Here is a 19,452-nt window from a genome sequence, read left to right on the forward strand (position 1 = left end):
CACTAAAATTAAGACGGACTGATCCCGTGATTAGCTGTTAATAGGTGGTTTAAATAAAAAAGACAGGTATTCTTGAGGCGCATCAACTAATTCGGATGCAACAAGAGGGTTGATAAAAAGAGAAGAAAAACCTAACTGGCTCTCAATTGCACCAGCGTAATGAACATGACACCCCGAAATATCGCACTGGCATTCATCTTGACAGCAATCCATTTGATGGGACATTTCGTGATTCATGGTGTGATTGCCAACAGTATGAGACTCTGTTGATTGGCTAATTTGCATCATGTGCATTGAATGAGCTGACTGTCCAACGTTCTCTAATGTGTTGACATGAGCAGTGTTAACGATTTTATGCGCACAGCTAACTTCTCCAGCTTGAACAAGTGCGTTCATCTGAAGCATTAGCAGTATAATGAGCGTAAAAACTGAAGTTTTCATTAAATCTCTAACAATAGCCTAAATCAATCGTTAACGGGTGACATGCTAATGCCATCACCCGTTAAAATCAAATCTCTGGATCAAAAGATTCGATTTTTTCTTTTCGTCTTGCCGCAGCGGCTTGTTCATCTTCGACAAACTCACCAACACGAAGTTCCGGTAATGCATCTTGGCAAACCTCACCGCCAAGGCGATTCACTTCCTTACACAGTGTTGCTACTTTATCATCCATTAAATGAACGTGATCTAACAACCGACCTATCGCTTTTGCGACTGGATCTGGGTTATCTGGCGAGACAGCATACGATTCAAAGCCAAATTTTTCGGCCGCTTTTTCACGTAAACCATTATCTTCATGACGATTAGGATTAACAATTTTTCCGGGAATACCAACAGCGGTCATGTTATCAGGTACGTCTTTCACGACCACCGAGTTAGACCCAACTTTACCGTTGTTACCAATACGAATTGGCCCTAACACTTGTGCACCAGCACCTATAACAACATTGTTACCTAACGTTGGATGACGCTTACCTTCTTTCCAGCTAGTACCACCTAATGTCACGCCATGATACAAGGTAACGTCATCGCCAATCTCAGCAGTTTCACCTATAACTACCCCCATGCCGTGGTCGATAAAAAAGCGACGACCTAATTTGGCACCTGGATGAATTTCAACGCCAGTAAGCCACCTTGAAAAGGTGGAAAGTAATCTAGCCAACAGCTTCCAGTTACTACACCAAAGTTTATGGCTAACACGGTGTATCCAAATGGCATGCATGCCTGGATAGTTAGTCAAAACTTCAAAACTATTTCTCGCAGCTGGATCTCGATCAAAGACACTTTTGATATCTTCTTTGATTCGGCTAAACATACTTTTTCCTTAGGTTAATTGTCTGCTTTTTTGGCAGGCTTTTCGATCGACGAGAGAATGCCCCGCCACATTTTTACTTCTTTAGTATCAGGTCGTGCACGATTAATAAAACGGCGCAACTTAGTCATCACTAAACCTGGGTGACTAGGCACGATAAAACCAGTTGCTTTTAACGCTTGTTCAAAATGCTCAAACATACGTTCAGTTTCTTCTACGACCGGATATTCTTCATCTTCATTCGTATTACTATACGGTTTTTGTTCATTAGCCAAATGGGCCATGCGCACTTCATAACTTAACGTTTGCACCGCCATCGCCAGATTCAGTGAACTATATTCTGGGTTTGCTGGTATTTGCACGTGAAAATGACATAGTTGCAGCTCTTCATTGGTTAAGCCACTGCTCTCTCGGCCAAACACTAAAGCCACAGGAAAATTAACTGATTCTTCAATCATCTTCACACCACATTCGCGTGGGTCTAACATAGGCCAAGGTAGTGTTCTAGAACGCGCGCTAGTACCAACCACTAAACCACAATCACTAACCGCTTCTTCCATGGTTTTCACCACTTTAGCGTTGGCTAATACATCAGTAGCCCCTGCTGCTAATGCTTGTGCTTGCCCATTTGGCATTTCTATAGGGTCCACTAAATATAATTCTGTTAAACCCATAGTTTTCATTGCTCTTGCCGCAGAGCCAATGTTTCGACAATCAGACGTATTTACTAATACGATACGAACATTTTCTAACATGTATAGAATCTCTCAATCGATAGCCTTAATTAACGGTATTCAATCCGTTCATTTTATTAACTATCTAGATGGCTAAAAATTGCGGCAAGTTTAGCATAAAACGATAACTCTGTATGGGAAAAACTTCACTCGATTTTTACCTGATTTCTAGAGCTTATACTTCTGATTTAGTGCGAATATTTCTAAAACTGTTTTTTTCTTAAACAGCAACAGCTTACATTCACAAGATAAAAACATTCGCCAAGGCCGAGTTTATTTGCTAGAATGCGCGCCCTAAATTATTCGCCCTACGTGGTTTGAGTAATAACGTTCTTTTACAAAGCTGTTTAACTATTAAGGTATTGATATGCATCCAATGCTAAATATCGCCGTGCGTGCTGCACGTAGCGCAGGAAATATTATTGTTCGTTCATTCGAGCAAGTAGACAAAGTTGAAGTTGAATCAAAAGGCTCTAATGACTTTGTTACTAATGTTGATAAATTAGCAGAACAAGCCATTGTTGACGCAATTCAGAAAGCTTACCCAACTCATTCTATTATTGGTGAAGAGTTTGGTGTTGTACAAGGCTCTGACGACGATTACCAATGGATTATCGATCCACTTGATGGCACAACAAACTTTGTAAAAGGCATTCCTCATTTTGCCGTTTCTATTGCATTAAAAGTAAAAGGTAAACTAGACCAAGCGGTCGTGTTTGATCCTATTCGTGGTGAACTTTTCACTGCTAGCCGTGGTAAAGGCGCTCAGCTAAATGGCTTCAGAATTCGTGTTAAACAAAATAAAGAATTAACTGGCGCAGTATTAGCGACAGGTTTCCCGTTCAAACAAAAACACCATATGGCTTCATACATGAATATGTTCCAAGCTTTATTCATGAAAACAGCAGACATGCGTCGCGCTGGTTCAGCAGCACTTGATTTAGCGTATGTTGCTGCAGGTCGTGTTGATGGATTTTTCGAACTGGGCTTGAAACCTTGGGACACGGCTGCCGGTGAACTACTTGTTATTGAAGCGGGTGGATTAGTGACTGACTTTGTTGGTGGCCATAACCATACTAAATCAGGCAACATTGTTGCTAGTAGCCCACGCGTTTTAAAAGAAATGTTAAAAGACATGCGCCCACACTTAGGTGATGCACTGTCTAAATAACCGCAGGTTATTTAATGTTTGTTAGGGAGTGCTGTTATCAAGTGCTCCCTTTTTCTTGAGTTGTTCAAACCTAATCTTCTACTTCTAAACCTCAGTTCGCTAACAAGTTCTCAAAAACGAAGTCATCATTGTTTCCAAATCATTTAATAAACACGCTATCAAATTCATTTTTGTTATATTAAAACTTGTTTTTATAACGTGATTTAATTTAATGATGCACTTACAATAGCGTTAAGAGCACCTATTTATAAATGACATGACATCAAAGAATTCTCACAATAAAAATGATTTTTTAGTCGGCGAGGTTGCGCTAGTTGGTGCTGGCCCTGGCGACCCTGAATTACTAACGGTAAGAGCATTTAACATCATTAAACAGGCACAAGTTGCTGTTTATGACAGATTGGTAAGCCAAGAAGTCATGGCGCTATTACCCGATGATTGTGAATTAATTTACGTTGGTAAAAAACAAGCAAAACACCATTTACCACAAGAACAAATCAATGACCTATTGGTTGAGTTAGCTAGACAAAATAAAAAAGTTGTTCGACTAAAAGGCGGCGACCCGTTTGTTTTTGGTCGCGGTGGAGAAGAAGCACAGCACTGTTTGTTAAATGGTATCGCATGTCATATCGTACCTGGCTTAACTGCTGCATCTGCTTGCACCAGCTATGTTGGTATTCCTCTAACCCATCGTCAAGTGGCACAAAGTTGTACATTTGTTACTGGTCATGTGAAAGATTGTGGGCAACTCGATTTACCTTGGCATGCCTTAAGTGATAAAAAACAAACGGTGGTGTTTTATATGGGCGTAAAAAGTTTGCCTATCATCACTGAACAATTGATTGCTGCTGGCCGAGAAACCGATACACCAGCGGCATTAATTTATAAAGGCACAACTCCTGAACAACAAGTTTTCAGGGGCAATTTATCTTCATTAGAATCAATCGTGGCAGAGCATAACATTAAGCCACCCACATTGATTGTTATTGGTGATGTCGTCGATACCTTTGATCAAGCACATTTAACCAATTTGGGTTATTTATCACCATTAAGTTAACCAGAGCAATTTACTAGTAGAGAAAACTTTTAAACATCTGTTATGCTTGCCTAAAATTAAAATAATAGGTAAGCATAATGGAAAGCTTTAGCAATAACTCTCTATCTGCCTCTCAATACCCAAGCATTTCAGACATCAATTTTCTTTCAGTTGAAAACAGCTATATAAAAGCCAATCTGCTTATTTCGATAATAGCCACCATAGTGCTAACTATAATAGCCTTAATAGTGCAGCACTTTACAACGGGAAAAGTCAGCACTATTGGGTTTCACGCTTCTTACTTAATTGCCACAATAGGTGTAATTGCCACAATTTGGGGCTATTTAGGCGATAAAAGAAAAGCTTACGCCTTGCGTGAGTTAGATATTAGCTATCGAAATGGTGTTATTTTTCGAAAAACTATTACCCAACCGATTTTACGCATTCAGCATGTTGAAATTACTCGCGGGCCAATTGAACGAAAGTTAGAGCTGGCAACCTTATTACTTTTTAGTGCCGGTGGTTCATTACATACCTTTGCTATTCCAGGATTACCTGACGAGCGCGCCGAGCAATTACGCCAGTATATTTTGGATCACAAAGATACCACCAGCGCGGAGTAAACAATGCAACAAGAAACGACGCCTGAACAATCAGAACTGGATACCACTTCAACATGGCAGCGTATATCACCTTACGCTATGTTGTACTTTTTAATGAGTTTTTTAAAACACCTACTCGGTAACATAGTTTATATCGCCCCTGGTATTGTTATTGGTTATAAATCGTTAATTGACCGCCCTCAAATTTGGCTACCCGTTGCCGTTTTAGTGGTCATCGCATTAATAGTTGGCGCAGTGCTAAGCTTTTACTTTTTTACCTATCGATTATCAGAGAACAAAATTGAAATAAAATCTGGCGTGTTTAAAAAAGCACATATTGATTTACCCTTTGCCAGGATTCAAAACGTCAAGCAAGAACATCCTTGGTATTTCAGGCCTTTTGGCTATGTTTGTTTATCATTTGATACCGCTGGTAGCGCTCAACAAGAAGCTAAGTTAGTGGCCATAGAACATACACTCGCCGATAAAATTAAGCAGAAAATTTTAATACAGCACAAAGAAGTGGAGCCTGTTGCAGATGAAAATTTGGCGACTGAGGCAAGTGAAACGAAACAAAACGCTGCTAATGAGCAGATTTTAAATACTCGTTCGGTAAAAGACTTAGTCTTGCACGGGATCACTAACAACCGAGTTTGGATTATATTAGCGGGTCTTTCACCTTTTATTGACGATCTATTTGAAAAAGCCGACAGCTATTTAACCTCTATTGATATCAATGTAGATCAACTGTTTTCTTTTACTGACTTGGCAGTATGGCAAATTGCTGGCTACGTTATCTTGCTATTTTTCGCCTTGATGATCCCCATCGCGTTATTGTCCATTGCTGGGGCTATCATATCTTATTATGGCTTTACCTTATCTAAAAGTGATGACAAATATATAAGGCGCAGTGGGCTTTTTACCAAACATGAAGTCACCATGCGACTGCCTCGTTTGCAGGTGTTGATCCTAAAACAAGATTGGTTAGATCTATTAATCAAACGAACCAACCTTGTATTTGCCCAAATTAGTAGCCGTGGCGGGGAATTTGCCGCTGAAAAAGACAAAATCATGGTGCCATCAGTCACGCTTAAAGAAAGTGCAGAGCTGATCGCCGATGCAATGCCAAACAGCCAAGTACAATCAATCGCTTATACTGGCATCAGCCCATGGTTTTTAGTGAGAAACTTTTTATTGTCAGCGGTTTTTATTTTACCTTTTGCTGTCATTATTATCGCTAAAGATACTATCGAGTTGCTTTGGCCACTAGCGGGTGTTTTTATCATTTTGCTAAGTCTGATTTATTGCCGTTGGCGCCGTTGGGGCATTGCAATTGATGATCAGTTTGTTTACCTAAGAAAAGGTGTCTTGGGTGTCGATTATCACTGTTTTGAGCGTTTTAAGGTACAACAGATCCAGTACCGCCAAAGTTGGTTCTTAAAACGTCGTCATTTGGGTGGCTTTAAGTGTATTTTGGCCTCTGGCGCTTTGGGCATTTCCTTTTTAAAGGAAGAACATGCGAAAGAAATTGTTGATCAGTTGCTGTACAGCGCAGAATCAAGCAAACGTTCTTGGATGTAGCTTATCTACAGTTTTTTAATCGTTGAAATTGAGCAGAGCTTATTGATTAAGCCCTGCTCAATAATTTCAAACTAGGTTTAGGCGAGCCATAGAGCGCACAAAGTCCACAACGCACCCGCAAGTATCGCGGCAAAACTAGCAGGAAAAATTTGCGACTTCACATGGTCCATCAAATCACAACCTGTGGTCATAGAGCTTAATATTGTGGTATCAGAAATAGGTGAACATTGATCGCCATACACACTGCCATTAAGCACCGTAGCAAAACAAATCATCATAAATACTTCAGGATTTGTTACCCCTTGCGACTGAGCTATCGCCCAAGCTAGCGGCATAGCAAGCGGAAAGGCAATCGCATAGGTTCCCCAACTCGTGCCGGTTGAAAAAGCAATGGCCATGGTAAGCAATTGTAAAGTCGCCGGTAACAACCAATAAGGTAAGCTTTCACCTAGTAGTGATATCAAATACAAACCACCGCCAACTTGTTGACTCAGTCCACCAATAACAACCGCTAAAATTAAAATAACCGAGGCGATAATCATCCCCTTTAAACCTGCGCCAATACCTTGGAAAACTTCGACAAACGACATGCCTTTACTTAGCGCAATGACCACAGAAACGAGTAAGGCCGCAGAAAAAGCCCAAGTCACTTCTGGCGTTCCTATCAAAACAAAAGTTGCTACAGCGGTTAAAACCAACGCAATAAGTGGCAAAACAAACTCCAAGTGATGTGCCTTATAATGCGCTGGAATTTCAACAGTTTGTAACGACTTTGTACTCAGTGGCTTGGCACCAGGTGCGTCTAACTCTCCCGTTGTAAGTGCACGTTGTTGCGCCATTCGTATACGTTTACCTGCAAACATTGTCACGTTTAAACTTAACAATAAGGTACCAACAACGGCCAAAATGGCGTAAAAACTAAAGGGAATTGAAGAAAAAAAGAAGCTTATACGATCAGCTTCTGTCGCCAAAAAAGTAACACCGGGAATAAAAATTAGCGCCTGAATATAAGCAGGCCATGCATTAAAAGCGATTAACGCTGCAATAGGTGAAGCGGTTGAGTCCACTATATAGCTCATTTCTTCATGGCTCACTTTTGCCTTATCGGCTAGCGGCCTTACGGTTGTTCCAACTAATACCGTGCTCATTGAACCACCTTGAAAAAATATGATACCAAGTGTCCATGCCACTAACTTGGCACTGCGTGGCCCCTTAACAAAGGTCTTTGTCATATAATCGGCAAACGCTTTAGCAGCCCCTGTTTTCGACCACATGCCTAGCAGCCCGCCAAGCAACCATAAATAAAGTATCAGCAAAAATACTGCGCCCTCCTGAGCTAATGCTGGGATCAGCACACCACCAGTTAAGCCATTTTGACTTAACATCACTGTGCCCACAGCTATTCCAGCCAATAGAGCAGGCAAAGGTGAGCGGGTGATTAAACATATCGCAATGGTTGCGATGGCTGGTAATAAAGACCAAATTCCAAAATGATAAGAAGCAGTTACGTATGCAATTTTCTCATCAGGCATTTTCACCCACTGTGGTGTGAAATAAGCAAAATCTTTTGGTGAACTTTCTGATAATTGGGACTGAGCAAAAGGAACTAACGGCTCAACAAGTGTTTGTTGACCGTTTATTGTCGCTATTAGCTCATCTTGCTCTTGAGCAATAGGATAAAAATGAGTCTGCACTTGCCAATGTTTAAATTGCTCATCTTGCACATAGACAGCTAAAACAAGGGTACAAATAAAAAAACCTACAGCAAGCTTGGAGATGTTTTTCAGCATTTAACTTGGTTGATAACTTAAAAAGCGCTATAAGGTAACAGGGTATGCATCACAGTCCAAGATAAAGTCAAAATTTCCACTTGACCTGTGAGTCGCTCACAACTTTATAGTATGATGAATCAACCGAGTTGGAGGCATTATGCAAGTTAAGCAATTGGCGACTCGACACAATATCAATATTGACACCGTGCGCCATTACACCCGAATTGGCTTGTTAACACCAAGCAAAAACGCCAGCAATGGCTATAAAGAATATTCAAAGGCTGATGAACAACGCTTGCAATTTATTATTCAAGCAAAGTCGTTAGGTTTTTCATTACAAGATATTGAAACCATTGTGAAAGAATCACAACAAGGCCACTCCCCTTGCCCTATCGTACGTGAACTGATGCACAAGCGTTTAGCAGAAATTGAGCAAAAAATTGCAGCAATGCAGGCCACATATCAAAAAATGAAACATTCGTTAAAACATTGGCAAGACTTACCAAATTGTGTGCCCACCGGTAACCATGTATGCCATTTAATTGAAAATTTTAGTTGTGAGGAATGCTCTGATGTCTAATTGTTGTGGCAGCGAAAAGCAACATTCACACCCGCCAGCTGATACTCATCAACACGAAGAAACCACAGCCCTTACGAGTTGTTGTCCGTCGGAGAGTAAAGAGCAGTTTGACTGGCTACTATGGGGCTCAACTGCTTTAGTCTTTATCGCATTTGTCGGTTTTTGGTTTCAAACCCCATCATCAGATTGGACTTATATCATGAGTCAAACCACCGTTGAGATGCTCAGCGCCATGTGGATCGGTATGGCACTAGGCGTTATAGCCGTTGGCTGGCTCAACCGCGTACCTAGAGATGTTGTTATTGGTACTATTGGTCAAGGCCACACGACAAAAGGCTTATTCAGAGCTACTTTCGCGGGGTTATTTTTAGACTTATGTAACCACGGTATTTTGATGGTTGGCATGAAACTGTATGAGCGTGGAGCCAGTTTAGGACAAGTCATGGCATTTATTATTGCCAGTCCCTGGAACTCCTTCACCCTCACCTTAATTTTGATTGGCTTGGTTGGCTGGCAATGGACCTTAGCATTTATCTTATTATCGTTAGTGATCGCCTGGATCAGTGGTTATATTTTTGATCAGTTAGAAATAAAAGGTGTTTTACCTGCAAACCCAAATCAACATACGTTAAGTGATGATTTTAAATTAAAACCTGCGTTAAAGGCGCTAGCTAAAGACGCTGACTACTCACCAAAAGCTACTTTAAATATGTTAGTTGATGGCTTTAAAGGATCACGTATGGTGTTTCGCTGGGTCATGGTCGGCATCGTATTAGTTGCCTTAGTTCGCGCATTTGTACCAGCAGAAAGCTTCAACATTTGGTTTGGCGCAACAACTGCAGGGCTATTTTTAACGCTGATTGCCGCAACCATAATTGAAGTATGCTCTGAAGGCTCAACGCCAATTGCAGCAGATCTTATTACCCGAGCCAATGCACCAGGCAATGCTTTTACTTTCCTAATGGCAGGCGCCTCAACCGACTATACTGAGGTTATGGTCATTAAAGACACCATGAAAAGCTGGAAAATAGCGCTTTATTTGCCACTTATCACAGTACCCCAAGTATTAGTAATTGGCTGGCTCATTAACCAAAGTGTATAACAGCAAAGAGGCCAAGTTGGCCTCTTTTTGTTTTGCAACTTTATATAATGTTACCGTTACCTTTACTTCGATCATTTCATGACTTAATTCGTTACACATTCTGTAAAAGATTTATTAACATTGAACTGTATATAAGTTGATTTTCAAACTTAAAACGTTACATTATCACACTGACAATTTAAGTTGCTCATTTGAGTTAAATCCAATGCTGGACAACTTAAAAATAATAACGACATAAATGGACACCCTATGAAAAAGATCATTCCGTTAATGCTGGCCGCAACCGCCAGTAGCGCAGCAATGGCAGATGAAGGTATGTGGCAACCACATCAATTACCTAGCATTGCCAAACAACTAACCAAAGCAGGTTTAAAGTTAAACCCTAATGATTTAACCGACTTAACTGGTTTTCCAATGGGCGCGATAGTAAGCCTTGGTGGATGTACTGCTTCATTTGTTTCTGACAAAGGTTTAGTAGCAAGTAACCATCACTGTGTGTACGGTTCAATTCAATACAATTCAACTGAAGAAAATAACCTACTCGAAAATGGCTTTTTGGCAAAAACCTTTGACCAAGAATTACCCGCGACTCCGGGCAGCAGAATTTACGTAACGGAAGAAATTAACGAGGTTACTAAATTAATCACCGCTGGTGTTAGTGACAATATGGCTGGCCAAGAGCGCTACAATACCATAGATAAAAACTCTAAAGCCCTAGTCGCTGAATGTGAAACCAACAAAGATTATCGCTGTAGCGTGGTAAATTTTCACGGTGGATTAGAGTATTACCTTTTTAAACAACTGATGATCCGCGACGTTCGTTTGGTTCACGCGCCTGCCAATAGCATTGGTAAGTACGGCGGTGATATCGATAACTGGATGTGGCCACGCCATACTGGTGATTACGGTTTTTATCGCGCGTATGTTGGTAAAGATGGTAAACCTGCAGATTACAGTAAAGACAATGTACCTTACGAACCAAAACACCACTTAAAAGTAAATAAATCGAGTGTTGATGATGGCGATTACATCATGGTGTTGGGTTACCCTGGCAGAACAAATCGTTACCGTACAGCGTTTGAAGTTGAAAACCAGTTTACTTGGGTTTATCCGCACTCAAAAGCTTATCGTGAAGAGCTTATTGACCTAATTCACAATGCATCTGCACCTGGCAGCGATGCTCGCATTAAATATGAAAGTACACTTGCTGGCCTTGCTAACTACGCCAAAAACTATGGCAGCATGATCAAGAGCTATAACAAAGGTACAACATTAGAGCGCAAACAAAAGCTTGAACAAGACTTAACTGCTTGGATAAATGCCGATGCTAAGCGTAAAGCAAAGTATGGTGATGCGTTATCAGGTTTAAATAAACTCATTGCACAAGATAACAGCACGCAAGCTCGCGACATGATTCTTGGTTACATGGGTTATAACAAAATGATTGGCACAGCCTATCGTTTACATCGTTTAGCCATTGAAAAACAAAAGCCAAATGTTGAGCGCGAAAGAGGCTATCAAGAGCGCGACATGGCAAGGTTTGAACAAGGCTTAAAAGCGTTCGACCGTCGTTTCGATGCAGACATTGACCGCGAAATTTTATTCGCCATGTTAAAACATTATGCCAAGTTACCAAAAGCTGAGCGTATTGCTGCCATTGATGAGTTTTTTAACATTGGCAAAACACTAGATGAAAAGCGCTTACAAAAGCAATTAGCTAAAATGTACAAATCATCAAAAATAGCGGATGAAAAGTCTCGACTCGCTTGGCTTGAAAAAGACGTTAACGCGTTTGAAAAAAGTAGTGATCCATTCATCAAGTTAGCAGTAGACACCTTTGACGTTCGCCAAAAAATGGAGAAACAATCAAAAGAGCTTTACGGTAATATTCAGGCCTATCGTCCTAAATACATGGAAGCGCTTATTGCATACTTTAATGCCAAAAAGTTACCCGTTTATGCCGATGCTAACAGTACCCTGCGAATTACCTACGGTAATGTTAAAGGCTATTCGCCACAAGACGGTTTAGTGGCAACACCTTTTACCACACTAGAAGGCATTGTTGCGAAAGACACAGGTGTAGAGCCTTTTAATGCACCTAAAAAACAATTATCGCTGATTGAGAAAAAGCAATACGGTGAATATGTTAAGTCTGATCTAAACTCAGTGCCGGTTAACTACTTAGGTACCTTAGATATCACTGGTGGTAACTCTGGCTCACCGACATTAAATGATAAAGCAGAATTTGTTGGCTTAGTGTTTGACGGTGTATACGAGAGTGTAATTGGTGATTGGGACTACGATCCAAAACTAAACCGCTCTATTCACGTCGATGTAAAATATATGCTTTGGGTCATGGAGCATATTGACGGCGCAACAAACCTTATCGAAGAAATGGATATCGTTGAATAACTATTAGTTATAGGTTTTCAAAAGCTAAGCTGTTACAACAGCTTAGCTTTATTTCATTAAACCTCGCTACCACTACAAAAAACACTAAATTCAGCAATTTATTTCAAACTGTAACTAAACTAAACCCATCGTTAACTTAGCTCACTTTATCTATTTTCCTCTTGTTTCATTAAATTAAGTTCAATAGAGTAATACCAATTGAATTAAATATTTGATCAACTTAGAACTTCATTAGCGCGTTGAGAACAAGCTAAATAATTTAAGCATAGTCACTCTATGGTTCGATTATTTAGGGAAGTTATCAGGGCGCTAATGAGTTCCCAAGGGCGAGTTTAAAAGGCTTATAGACTGTGTTATTGATTCTAACAAAGACGCTACACGGATGTAGCTTATTAGATAACGCAGGAGCACGTTCTCCTGAATAACCATTCTTTGCAATCAATGCCTTGCCTATAACCCTTTTAATTCTCGCTAAGTGAGCAAATATTTATTTCAATTGGTATAATCTTCCACTAAATCAATAAGTAAAAACGAGATGAAACTGCAGTCCTCCCTCAAGTTGTTGTGTTGTTGTACATTGCTACTAACGTGTCAAAGTTATGCAAAACAACAAAAACTATTACCTAATGATGGCAAAGCAGAAGATCAATTTGCCTTTAGCGTGGCAATTGATGGCACATCAGCTTTGGTTGGTGCGCTGAATGCTGATATAGCAAACATTCAAAATTCAGGTGCTGCTTATCTCTATTCACTTAACCATAATGGGTGGCAGCAACAAGCAAAACTCGTTGCCAAACAGCCTTATGCTGGCGACACGCTCGGCGGTAACGTTGCATTAAAAAACGAGTTTGCCATGTTAGGAGCGTCCAGAAGTGACTTAAAAGCTGAAGATGCTGGTGCAGTATTTGCCTTTGAAAAACAGGAAAATACATGGTCAGAGCAACAGGTTTTAACGGCAATAGATGCAAAAGCTGGTGACGCCTTTGGCCAAAGCATTGCCTTAACTGAACAATTTCTTGTTATTGGTGCACCACATAGTGACGCGCCATTAGAAGATTCAGGCTCTACTTATGTTTTTATTCGTAAAAATAACAAGTGGCAGTTTCACAGTAAACTTACTGCAAAAGATGGTGCACAAGGTGACTTATTTGGCATCAGCGTCGCCATTCACGACAATACCCTAATAGTGGGTGCTGACTTAAATGATGAACGCGCTGAAAAGGCTGGTGCTGTGTATGCTTTTCAATTTGACGGTGAACGTTGGATTCAACAGGCCAAACTGATGGCCAATGATGGCGCAAATACTGATATTTTTGGTGTTAGGGTTGCATTGTTTGGTGATACTGCGCTTATCTCAGCCAGAAGAGATGACATTGAAGGTGTTGGCAAAGATGCAGGCTCTGCCTATATTTTTGAGCGCAGCAATGGCAATTGGCGACAAATACAAAAATTAGTCGCGCCCGATGGAAAAGCAGATGATAGATTTGCCCGAGGCGTAGCCCTAAACCAAGATACTGCCTTGATAAGCGCTATGCATCACGATGTTAATGGTGATAATGCAGGTGCTTTATACGTCTTTAAAAAACAACAGGGGCAATGGCGTTATTCAAACAAAATCGTCGCAAAAGATGCTATGGCACAAGATAGGTTTGGCTGGAATATTGCTCTGTCACATAAAACCGCCATAGTAGCCGCTCCACACCGTGATGATAACGGTGATAATTCTGGCGCTGCGTATATTGTGGATTTAGCCCACTAAGATGACATAGTGGGCACACAGTCGTCGTTAAATGATGCAATAAGCTATCAATTAATCAATGAATTGGCCTGAGTCGCAATGTTTTAAATATTAGTTCACTAAATTAGTTTTCTAAATCAGTTTGCTCAGCCAATTTTGCTCTTTCAGCTTTAGAAATATACTTAGGTTTAGTGCTTTTGTGCAGTTTAGCATTGGCCTTTTTCTTTTTGGCGAGCAATGTGCTTTTAACTTTCTTTTTACGGTTCATTGAATGTTGGCTTTTTCCGGTTTTAAAATAACTCTAAAAAACTACAGCTTTTAGAGCCATTATACGCCAAATGATTTATTTAATAACAGCTTCATCTGTCGGGTACTAACCCTTCTCGATAAAAATCCTACTTTAATAGTTGCGATATACATACCAATTTAATTAGAAGCTAGAATTGGGCTCTTTAAGAAATTCGACTTCTTCTGGCGTAGACTGCCGGCCCAATATAGTATTTCTGTGAGGATAACGGCCGAACTGATCAATAATCGCTTTATGTTTACATTCAAATTCAAGATTCTGTTCGTTGCCAAGTGCTTGATATAGTGAGAGTGCATGTTTGTGTATCAATTTTGATTCACTATGCATAAAGGGTAGATATAAAAAACTGCGCTCTGTTTCAGGTAGTGTCAAATCAAAACCTTTGCTTATGGCGACTTGCGCTAACGTTAACGCCATTGGGTCTTGTGCAAATGCTGCGGGTTTATCACGATAAATATTTCTGGAGAACTGATCCAAAATAATGATTTCTGCCAAACTACCTAATGCCGTTTCTCGCCAAGACGATAACTCCCCGAGTTTTGCTTGATGGTGCACATGGGCAAATCGCTGCTCTATCAGCAAGTCAAATGCCGTGTCTTTTTGCCACCACTGCGCAGGTGTTGTTTCGACAAACCAAAAATGAATTATCTCCTGAACCACGGTATCGCCCTCTTTGATGAATTTAACTATTTGATAATAACGTTAAGCTTAAGCAATACCAATAAAGGCCAAAAAGTTAACTAGAAAAATCGATAAACGGTTTATCCTAGCTAAGTAAAAAGGCCTGCTTAGTAGCAGGCCTTATGTTCATTACAATAACAAGTATAGCGCTAATTTAACATCGCCAATTGTTCATGTTGTGCTTTTTCACGAGCAACATATTTGCCCCATTGTTTGGCTGTTTTACGAGCTGCTGCAATATCTTCAGCTGCTTTAAAGGCATCAAGTGACTTATCAAACTCTTTCATATTAAAGTAACTCATGCCCAGCACTAAGTGCATATCGCCTTCACGATTAATGCCACCACGTTTTAATGCTTTGTCAGCTGACGCAATGGCTTGTTGCCACTTTTCAGTGTTTAAATAAGCTTGTGCTAGTTGAGCGTCAAACTTGCCAGATTCAGCAATTTCTGACGCCTTAACCAATACTGGTATAGCTTTTAAATCATCACGTGCAGCAATGAACGATTGCGCTAACATCTCTAGATTTTTTTCACTGGCAACAATTTGACCTTGCGCAATTGAATCATCGAGTAATTTTGCTGCTTTGTAAGGTGCATTATGAAAGCGATATAACTGAGCTAACATGGTAATGTCTTGCGGCTTTGTAATAAATCCAGCTTGCCAAGCAGCTTCCATCGCCCCCATTTGTTTTTGCTCTTCCCCTACTTCGCCGTACATGCCAGCCAGTTGGATCCAATATTCTGGTTTACTATATAAACGCACCATTTCTTCCATGATTTCAACAACTTTCTTCGGTTGTTTAAGTTCATAGTAGTTAGCGCGCGCTAAAATCAACCAATTTTCTTCTGGTACTTCTTTGTTCAACTTAGCCAATTCAATAGCATTGTTGATTGAAGTAAGCGATTGTTGATATTTTTTATCCTGATAATACACGTTAGCGTACATCACATGTTGGCTAGTTGTTAGCGCTTTAGTATTTATTGCTTGCCACTGATCTAAAAACTTGATGGTCTGTCCATAATCTTGCTGCTGCATAGAGAGCTGAGCTAATGAGTACAAGGTAGACAAGCGCAAAGTTTCAGGGATAGCTTCTTGCGCAACAACATTTTTAAAACTTGCTATCGCGTTAGGTAAATCGTCATTAGCGTAATGCGTAAAGCCATAAAAATTCCATAACATGGCTACTTCATAACTATTTAAACTATCAATTCGCTCTTTTACTTCATCTAATACCGCTAAGCCGCCGGCTTTATCACCCGCGTCAGCAATTTGCTGGGCACGAGCAAACTGTGTGTAAACACGATTTCGCATCGCAGGTACACGAACAGACTTTTTAGCTTCTTCTGCGTGTACTTCTGCAACACCGTCGATGATTACCGGTGACACATAAAGTGCACTGACAGACAACATGGTACACAGTAACTTTTTCATTATTTGCTCTCTATTTTTCTATTAACCGTCAATTTCGAAGGTGATTCTGTTTTGTACGCCTGCAACCTCAGTTGCCTCACCATCTACAACACGTGGTTTATATTTGAATTTTGATGCGGCATCTAACGCAGCGCGATCAAATATGCCCTCAGGTTGTGCTTCAACTACGATAGGATCTCGCACTGAGCCATTTGTTGTCACAGTAAATTCAACAATGACGTATCCTTCTATACCACGAGATTGCGCTCGTCTTGGATAAATTGGCTGAACCTTAACTATGGGTAAATAATCGCCATCAGCACTGTCTAAACTAAGTCCGCCAGCCAAACCATTATCTGTTTGGATGTCTGCAGCAAAGCTAGTGCTTACCGCTTCTGCATTCGGGTTCGATTGTTGCATTTGCGGTTGTTGCATTTGCGGCGGTGGCTCTTTTGGCTTAGGTGGCTTTTGCGGTTTACGCTCTTTTTGCTGCACGGTTTCTTCTTGCTTTAAGCGAATAAAGTCAAGCACGTTACCGCGTGGTGGCTCAGTAAGTACTTCGTTACCACCAGAAATTAAACGTTGCATACTCCACAATAATGCCAGGGTAACAACCACTGCAAAAGCAAATGAAATGGCGTAACGTCCAACATTGGTCATCATGATTATGCCTCTAACGCTGCAATTGACACATCAAATACACCAGCAGCACGAGCAGAATCCATCACTTTGATTAACACGTCAGTCGTGGCTTTTTGATCTGCTTGAATCACTACAGTGCCTTGCGGGTTTTCAGCTTTCAAACGCTCAATATTGGCTTGTACAGCACGTACATCAACACGACGCTTGTTTATCCAAATTTCACCCGTGTCACTTATCGCCACTAAAATATTTGCACGCTCTTTTTTCACCGCTGTTGCAGCTTCTGGGCGGTTAACTTCGATACCTGCTTCTTTAACAAATGACGCAGTAACGATGAAGAAAATCAATAGAATGAAAACCACGTCAAGCATTGGCGTCATATTAATTTCTTCTGCTTCTTCTTGATCTTGTAATACTTTTGCTAATTGAGAACGCATGTTCTTAACCCTTTTATCTCTATGTTAGTGCGCCATTGGCAGCGCATCTTCAATTTGTTCAGTACGGCGTTTAGTTTTACGTTGTAACCAGGTCACGATGAATACACCTGATAATGAGCCAACCATACCCGCCATCGTTGGGATAGTGGCGCGCGAGACCCCAGAGGCCATCGAACGAGCATTACCGCTACCTGAAATTGCCATTACGTCAAACACTTCAATCATCCCTGTTACCGTGCCTAACAAACCAAGTAATGGACACAACACAACTAAGCTTTGAATTAATGCCACATTGTGATTTAGCATTTCTGTGATCCGCGATACGTTGGCAAAACGAATTTGTTCAGCATTCCAAGATTTACGCTCTGTGCGTGACATCCAATCATTAACCACGTTCGCCTTTACTTTTTTGTATCCAAATAAAAAGAAGTACAAACGTTCAAATATCAGTAGCCACATCAAGCAGATCACGCCGGCGATCACGGTCAATACCTGACCACCGGTGTCTAAAAATTCACGAATGCTATTCATCAATTCGATGAATAAAACCATGAGTTATGCTCCTTTTTGAGCTGGTGCTTCATTCTCAGCACGCTCAGCAATAATGCCTGCACTTTGTTGTTGCAAGATATTGATGATGCCGCGGCTACGCGTGTTAAGTAATGTTGAAATAAAGACCATTGGGATAGCGACAACCAGACCAAGTACTGTGGTAACGAGTGCTTGTGAGATACCACCAGCCATCAATTTAGGGTCACCCGTACCAAACAAGGTAATCGCTTGGAAGGTGTTGATCATACCGGTTACTGTACCTAATAAACCAATAAGTGGCGCCACTACAGAAATGATTTTAATCATAGTTAAACGGCTGGTAAGTTTAGGTACTTCAGCCAAAATACGCTCTGACAATTTAAGTTCTAACGTTTCTGTATCAGCATCTTTATTATGATCTTTCACTAACATGACACGACCTAACGGATTATCGTCAGACGCTACATCTGTTTTCAATTGACGTTTTACTTTGTTACCCACTAAGAATAAGGCGATAAAGCGCTCAAGTGCGATTAGTAAGCCAATTAAACCGATAGCGATAATTACATAGCCCACACTACCACCTTGATCAACACGCTCTTGCGTATTTGGCGCTTGAACCAAAAGGCTGATGATTGAACCACCGGTTGGGTCTAAAGAAAAAGCAACTGCCTGACCATTACTTGCTGTTAAATCAGCAGCAGTACCTAGCGCTCGGCTTGAAGGCTGACGAATAAGCTCAGCAACAGAGCCTGTTTCATCAACATATTCAAGATATTTACCGTTTGAAATCAAGTTGAAGCCACCTACACGAATAACATCTTGTTGCGCTTTTGAACCATCAGCGGCAACAACTTCACGGCTAAACTTGTGGACTTTGCCTGACTCTGTCATTTCACGTTGTAGTTCAAACCACAATTGTTCAATTTCTTCAATCGATGCTAGTTTTGAAGATGAGCCCATGCTTTGTGCAAACTCATCTAAAAATTCACCACGACCAGGCACTTGTGCTGAAACAACAGATGTTTGAAATTTACTTTGTAAATCGCCAGAGACTTGTTGCAGTACACCAAAAAGTTCTTTTAGTTCACCCATGCGTTTGTTTAAGGCATCAGTGCGGTTACCGATTTCAATTTCATTATTTTGAAATTGACCTTCTAATTCTGCACTCATCTTAATAGCGTTATCACGTGTATTGCGTGCATTGGCTAACATCTGATCTTGCTCAGCTTTACGTGAGTTAAACTCAGCTTCACGCTGCTTGTTTTGTTCACTTTGAGCAATTTGACCTTGTTTAAGTTGTGATAACAAGTCATCTAAGTTCGTTGCTTGCTGCGCCATAGCTACAGTAGCTAGTGAGCTAACCATTAAAGTTGATAATACTTTTGTTATTAGTTTCATT

At 40.6% G+C, this 19,452-nt stretch carries 19 protein-coding genes; 8 read left to right on the plus strand and 11 right to left on the minus strand.

The window, feature by feature from the left end; genetic code table 11:
* Positions 1 to 30 precede the first annotated feature (30 nt).
* The 3 genes from IE199_RS18065 to trmJ all read right to left on the minus strand — a co-directional run bounded on the left by IE199_RS18065 (position 31) and on the right by trmJ (position 2,067).
* A complete protein-coding gene (locus tag IE199_RS18065; RefSeq protein ID WP_189773459.1) occupies positions 31 to 441 on the minus strand; it encodes a hypothetical protein in 411 nt (136 codons plus the stop codon).
* A 67-nt stretch (positions 442 to 508) separates the two neighbouring features.
* Positions 509 to 1,315, minus strand: coding sequence for a serine O-acetyltransferase (cysE, locus tag IE199_RS18070; protein WP_189773461.1), 807 nt, complete (start codon positions 1,313 to 1,315; stop codon positions 509 to 511).
* A gap of 14 nt (positions 1,316 to 1,329) precedes the next feature.
* Positions 1,330 to 2,067 carry a tRNA (cytosine(32)/uridine(32)-2'-O)-methyltransferase TrmJ gene (trmJ, locus tag IE199_RS18075; RefSeq protein WP_189773463.1) on the minus strand — a complete coding sequence of 246 codons (738 nt, stop codon included), beginning with the start codon at positions 2,065 to 2,067 and terminating at the stop codon, positions 1,330 to 1,332.
* 346 nt (positions 2,068 to 2,413) lie between these two features.
* Between trmJ and suhB the strand changes: the two genes are divergently transcribed.
* The 4 genes from suhB (at position 2,414) to IE199_RS18095 (ending at position 6,436) form a co-directional block, all read left to right on the plus strand.
* The gene (gene suhB, locus IE199_RS18080; RefSeq protein ID WP_189773466.1) at positions 2,414 to 3,217 is read left to right on the plus strand and encodes an inositol-1-monophosphatase; all 804 of its coding nucleotides are present in this window, start codon (positions 2,414 to 2,416) and stop codon (positions 3,215 to 3,217) included.
* A 256-nt stretch (positions 3,218 to 3,473) separates the two neighbouring features.
* Positions 3,474 to 4,274 (plus strand): uroporphyrinogen-III C-methyltransferase, encoded by an 801-nt coding sequence (cobA, locus tag IE199_RS18085; protein WP_189773468.1) that lies wholly within the window; start codon positions 3,474 to 3,476, stop codon positions 4,272 to 4,274.
* 77 nt (positions 4,275 to 4,351) lie between these two features.
* Positions 4,352 to 4,876 (plus strand): PH domain-containing protein, encoded by a 525-nt coding sequence (locus IE199_RS18090; protein WP_189773477.1) that lies wholly within the window; start codon positions 4,352 to 4,354, stop codon positions 4,874 to 4,876.
* A 3-nt stretch (positions 4,877 to 4,879) separates the two neighbouring features.
* Positions 4,880 to 6,436, plus strand: a complete 1,557-nt coding sequence (locus tag IE199_RS18095) for a PH domain-containing protein (protein ID WP_189773485.1) — start codon at positions 4,880 to 4,882, stop codon at positions 6,434 to 6,436.
* Positions 6,437 to 6,513: 77 nt separating this feature from the next.
* On the opposite strand, the gene IE199_RS18100 is transcribed toward IE199_RS18095, so the two are convergent.
* Entirely contained in the window at positions 6,514 to 8,160 is a 1,647-nt protein-coding gene (locus tag IE199_RS18100; RefSeq protein WP_229854820.1) for a Na+/H+ antiporter NhaC family protein, read from the minus strand.
* Positions 8,161 to 8,365: 205 nt separating this feature from the next.
* Between IE199_RS18100 and IE199_RS18105 the strand changes: the two genes are divergently transcribed.
* The 4 genes from IE199_RS18105 (at position 8,366) to IE199_RS18120 (ending at position 14,061) form a co-directional block, all read left to right on the plus strand.
* Positions 8,366 to 8,788: a MerR family transcriptional regulator gene (locus tag IE199_RS18105; protein ID WP_189773490.1), complete on the plus strand. Its 423-nt coding sequence runs from the start codon at positions 8,366 to 8,368 to the stop codon at positions 8,786 to 8,788.
* Positions 8,781 to 9,890 carry a permease gene (locus tag IE199_RS18110; RefSeq protein WP_189773492.1) on the plus strand — a complete coding sequence of 370 codons (1,110 nt, stop codon included), beginning with the start codon at positions 8,781 to 8,783 and terminating at the stop codon, positions 9,888 to 9,890. Before IE199_RS18105 ends, IE199_RS18110 begins: the two co-directional genes overlap by 8 nt.
* A gap of 249 nt (positions 9,891 to 10,139) precedes the next feature.
* Positions 10,140 to 12,302, plus strand: coding sequence for a S46 family peptidase (locus IE199_RS18115; RefSeq protein WP_189773494.1), 2,163 nt, complete (start codon positions 10,140 to 10,142; stop codon positions 12,300 to 12,302).
* Positions 12,303 to 12,837: 535 nt separating this feature from the next.
* Positions 12,838 to 14,061 (plus strand): FG-GAP repeat protein, encoded by a 1,224-nt coding sequence (locus IE199_RS18120; protein WP_189773496.1) that lies wholly within the window; start codon positions 12,838 to 12,840, stop codon positions 14,059 to 14,061.
* 103 nt (positions 14,062 to 14,164) lie between these two features.
* Here the strand turns inward: IE199_RS18120 and IE199_RS18125 are convergent, their stop codons facing one another.
* The 7 genes from IE199_RS18125 to IE199_RS18155 form a co-directional block, all read right to left on the minus strand.
* Positions 14,165 to 14,308, minus strand: a complete 144-nt coding sequence (locus tag IE199_RS18125; protein ID WP_189773497.1) for a DUF2986 domain-containing protein — start codon at positions 14,306 to 14,308, stop codon at positions 14,165 to 14,167.
* A 162-nt stretch (positions 14,309 to 14,470) separates the two neighbouring features.
* The gene (locus IE199_RS18130; protein ID WP_189773499.1) at positions 14,471 to 15,007 is read right to left on the minus strand and encodes a DUF924 family protein; all 537 of its coding nucleotides are present in this window, start codon (positions 15,005 to 15,007) and stop codon (positions 14,471 to 14,473) included.
* A 170-nt stretch (positions 15,008 to 15,177) separates the two neighbouring features.
* A complete protein-coding gene (locus tag IE199_RS18135; RefSeq protein WP_189773501.1) occupies positions 15,178 to 16,461 on the minus strand; it encodes a tetratricopeptide repeat protein in 1,284 nt (427 codons plus the stop codon).
* Between the two features lie 21 nt (positions 16,462 to 16,482).
* On the minus strand, positions 16,483 to 17,103 hold the full coding sequence (locus IE199_RS18140) for an energy transducer TonB (protein WP_229854821.1): 621 nt from the start codon (positions 17,101 to 17,103) through the stop codon (positions 16,483 to 16,485).
* Positions 17,104 to 17,105: 2 nt separating this feature from the next.
* Complete coding sequence (locus IE199_RS18145; RefSeq protein WP_189773503.1) at positions 17,106 to 17,519, minus strand: ExbD/TolR family protein; 414 nt, start codon at positions 17,517 to 17,519, stop codon at positions 17,106 to 17,108.
* Between the two features lie 24 nt (positions 17,520 to 17,543).
* The gene (locus IE199_RS18150; RefSeq protein ID WP_189773505.1) at positions 17,544 to 18,071 is read right to left on the minus strand and encodes a MotA/TolQ/ExbB proton channel family protein; all 528 of its coding nucleotides are present in this window, start codon (positions 18,069 to 18,071) and stop codon (positions 17,544 to 17,546) included.
* Positions 18,072 to 18,074: 3 nt separating this feature from the next.
* On the minus strand, positions 18,075 to 19,451 hold the full coding sequence (locus tag IE199_RS18155) for a MotA/TolQ/ExbB proton channel family protein (RefSeq protein WP_189773508.1): 1,377 nt from the start codon (positions 19,449 to 19,451) through the stop codon (positions 18,075 to 18,077).
* Position 19,452 lies beyond the last annotated feature (1 nt).

Source organism: Thalassotalea marina (genome assembly GCF_014656435.1).
Taxonomy (GTDB): domain Bacteria; phylum Pseudomonadota; class Gammaproteobacteria; order Enterobacterales; family Alteromonadaceae; genus Thalassotalea_C; species Thalassotalea_C marina.

Excerpts from the sequence above, each read along its gene's own strand:
- IE199_RS18065 (WP_189773459.1), bottom strand. The coding sequence starts at position 441 with ATGAAAACTTCAGTTTTTACGCTCATTATACTGCTAATGCTTCAGATG.
- IE199_RS18090 (WP_189773477.1), top strand. The coding sequence starts at position 4,352 with ATGGAAAGCTTTAGCAATAACTCTCTATCTGCCTCTCAATACCCAAGC.
- cobA (WP_189773468.1), top strand. The coding sequence starts at position 3,474 with ATGACATCAAAGAATTCTCACAATAAAAATGATTTTTTAGTCGGCGAG.
- trmJ (WP_189773463.1), bottom strand. The coding sequence starts at position 2,067 with ATGTTAGAAAATGTTCGTATCGTATTAGTAAATACGTCTGATTGTCGA.
- IE199_RS18095 (WP_189773485.1), top strand. The coding sequence starts at position 4,880 with ATGCAACAAGAAACGACGCCTGAACAATCAGAACTGGATACCACTTCA.
- IE199_RS18115 (WP_189773494.1), top strand. The coding sequence starts at position 10,140 with ATGAAAAAGATCATTCCGTTAATGCTGGCCGCAACCGCCAGTAGCGCA.
- IE199_RS18155 (WP_189773508.1), bottom strand. The coding sequence starts at position 19,451 with ATGAAACTAATAACAAAAGTATTATCAACTTTAATGGTTAGCTCACTA.
- IE199_RS18125 (WP_189773497.1), bottom strand. The coding sequence starts at position 14,308 with ATGAACCGTAAAAAGAAAGTTAAAAGCACATTGCTCGCCAAAAAGAAA.
- IE199_RS18120 (WP_189773496.1), top strand. The coding sequence starts at position 12,838 with ATGAAACTGCAGTCCTCCCTCAAGTTGTTGTGTTGTTGTACATTGCTA.
- suhB (WP_189773466.1), top strand. The coding sequence starts at position 2,414 with ATGCATCCAATGCTAAATATCGCCGTGCGTGCTGCACGTAGCGCAGGA.
- IE199_RS18105 (WP_189773490.1), top strand. The coding sequence starts at position 8,366 with ATGCAAGTTAAGCAATTGGCGACTCGACACAATATCAATATTGACACC.
- IE199_RS18145 (WP_189773503.1), bottom strand. The coding sequence starts at position 17,519 with ATGCGTTCTCAATTAGCAAAAGTATTACAAGATCAAGAAGAAGCAGAA.
- IE199_RS18150 (WP_189773505.1), bottom strand. The coding sequence starts at position 18,071 with ATGGTTTTATTCATCGAATTGATGAATAGCATTCGTGAATTTTTAGAC.
- IE199_RS18140 (WP_229854821.1), bottom strand. The coding sequence starts at position 17,103 with ATGATGACCAATGTTGGACGTTACGCCATTTCATTTGCTTTTGCAGTG.
- cysE (WP_189773461.1), bottom strand. The coding sequence starts at position 1,315 with ATGTTTAGCCGAATCAAAGAAGATATCAAAAGTGTCTTTGATCGAGAT.
- IE199_RS18135 (WP_189773501.1), bottom strand. The coding sequence starts at position 16,461 with ATGAAAAAGTTACTGTGTACCATGTTGTCTGTCAGTGCACTTTATGTG.
- IE199_RS18110 (WP_189773492.1), top strand. The coding sequence starts at position 8,781 with ATGTCTAATTGTTGTGGCAGCGAAAAGCAACATTCACACCCGCCAGCT.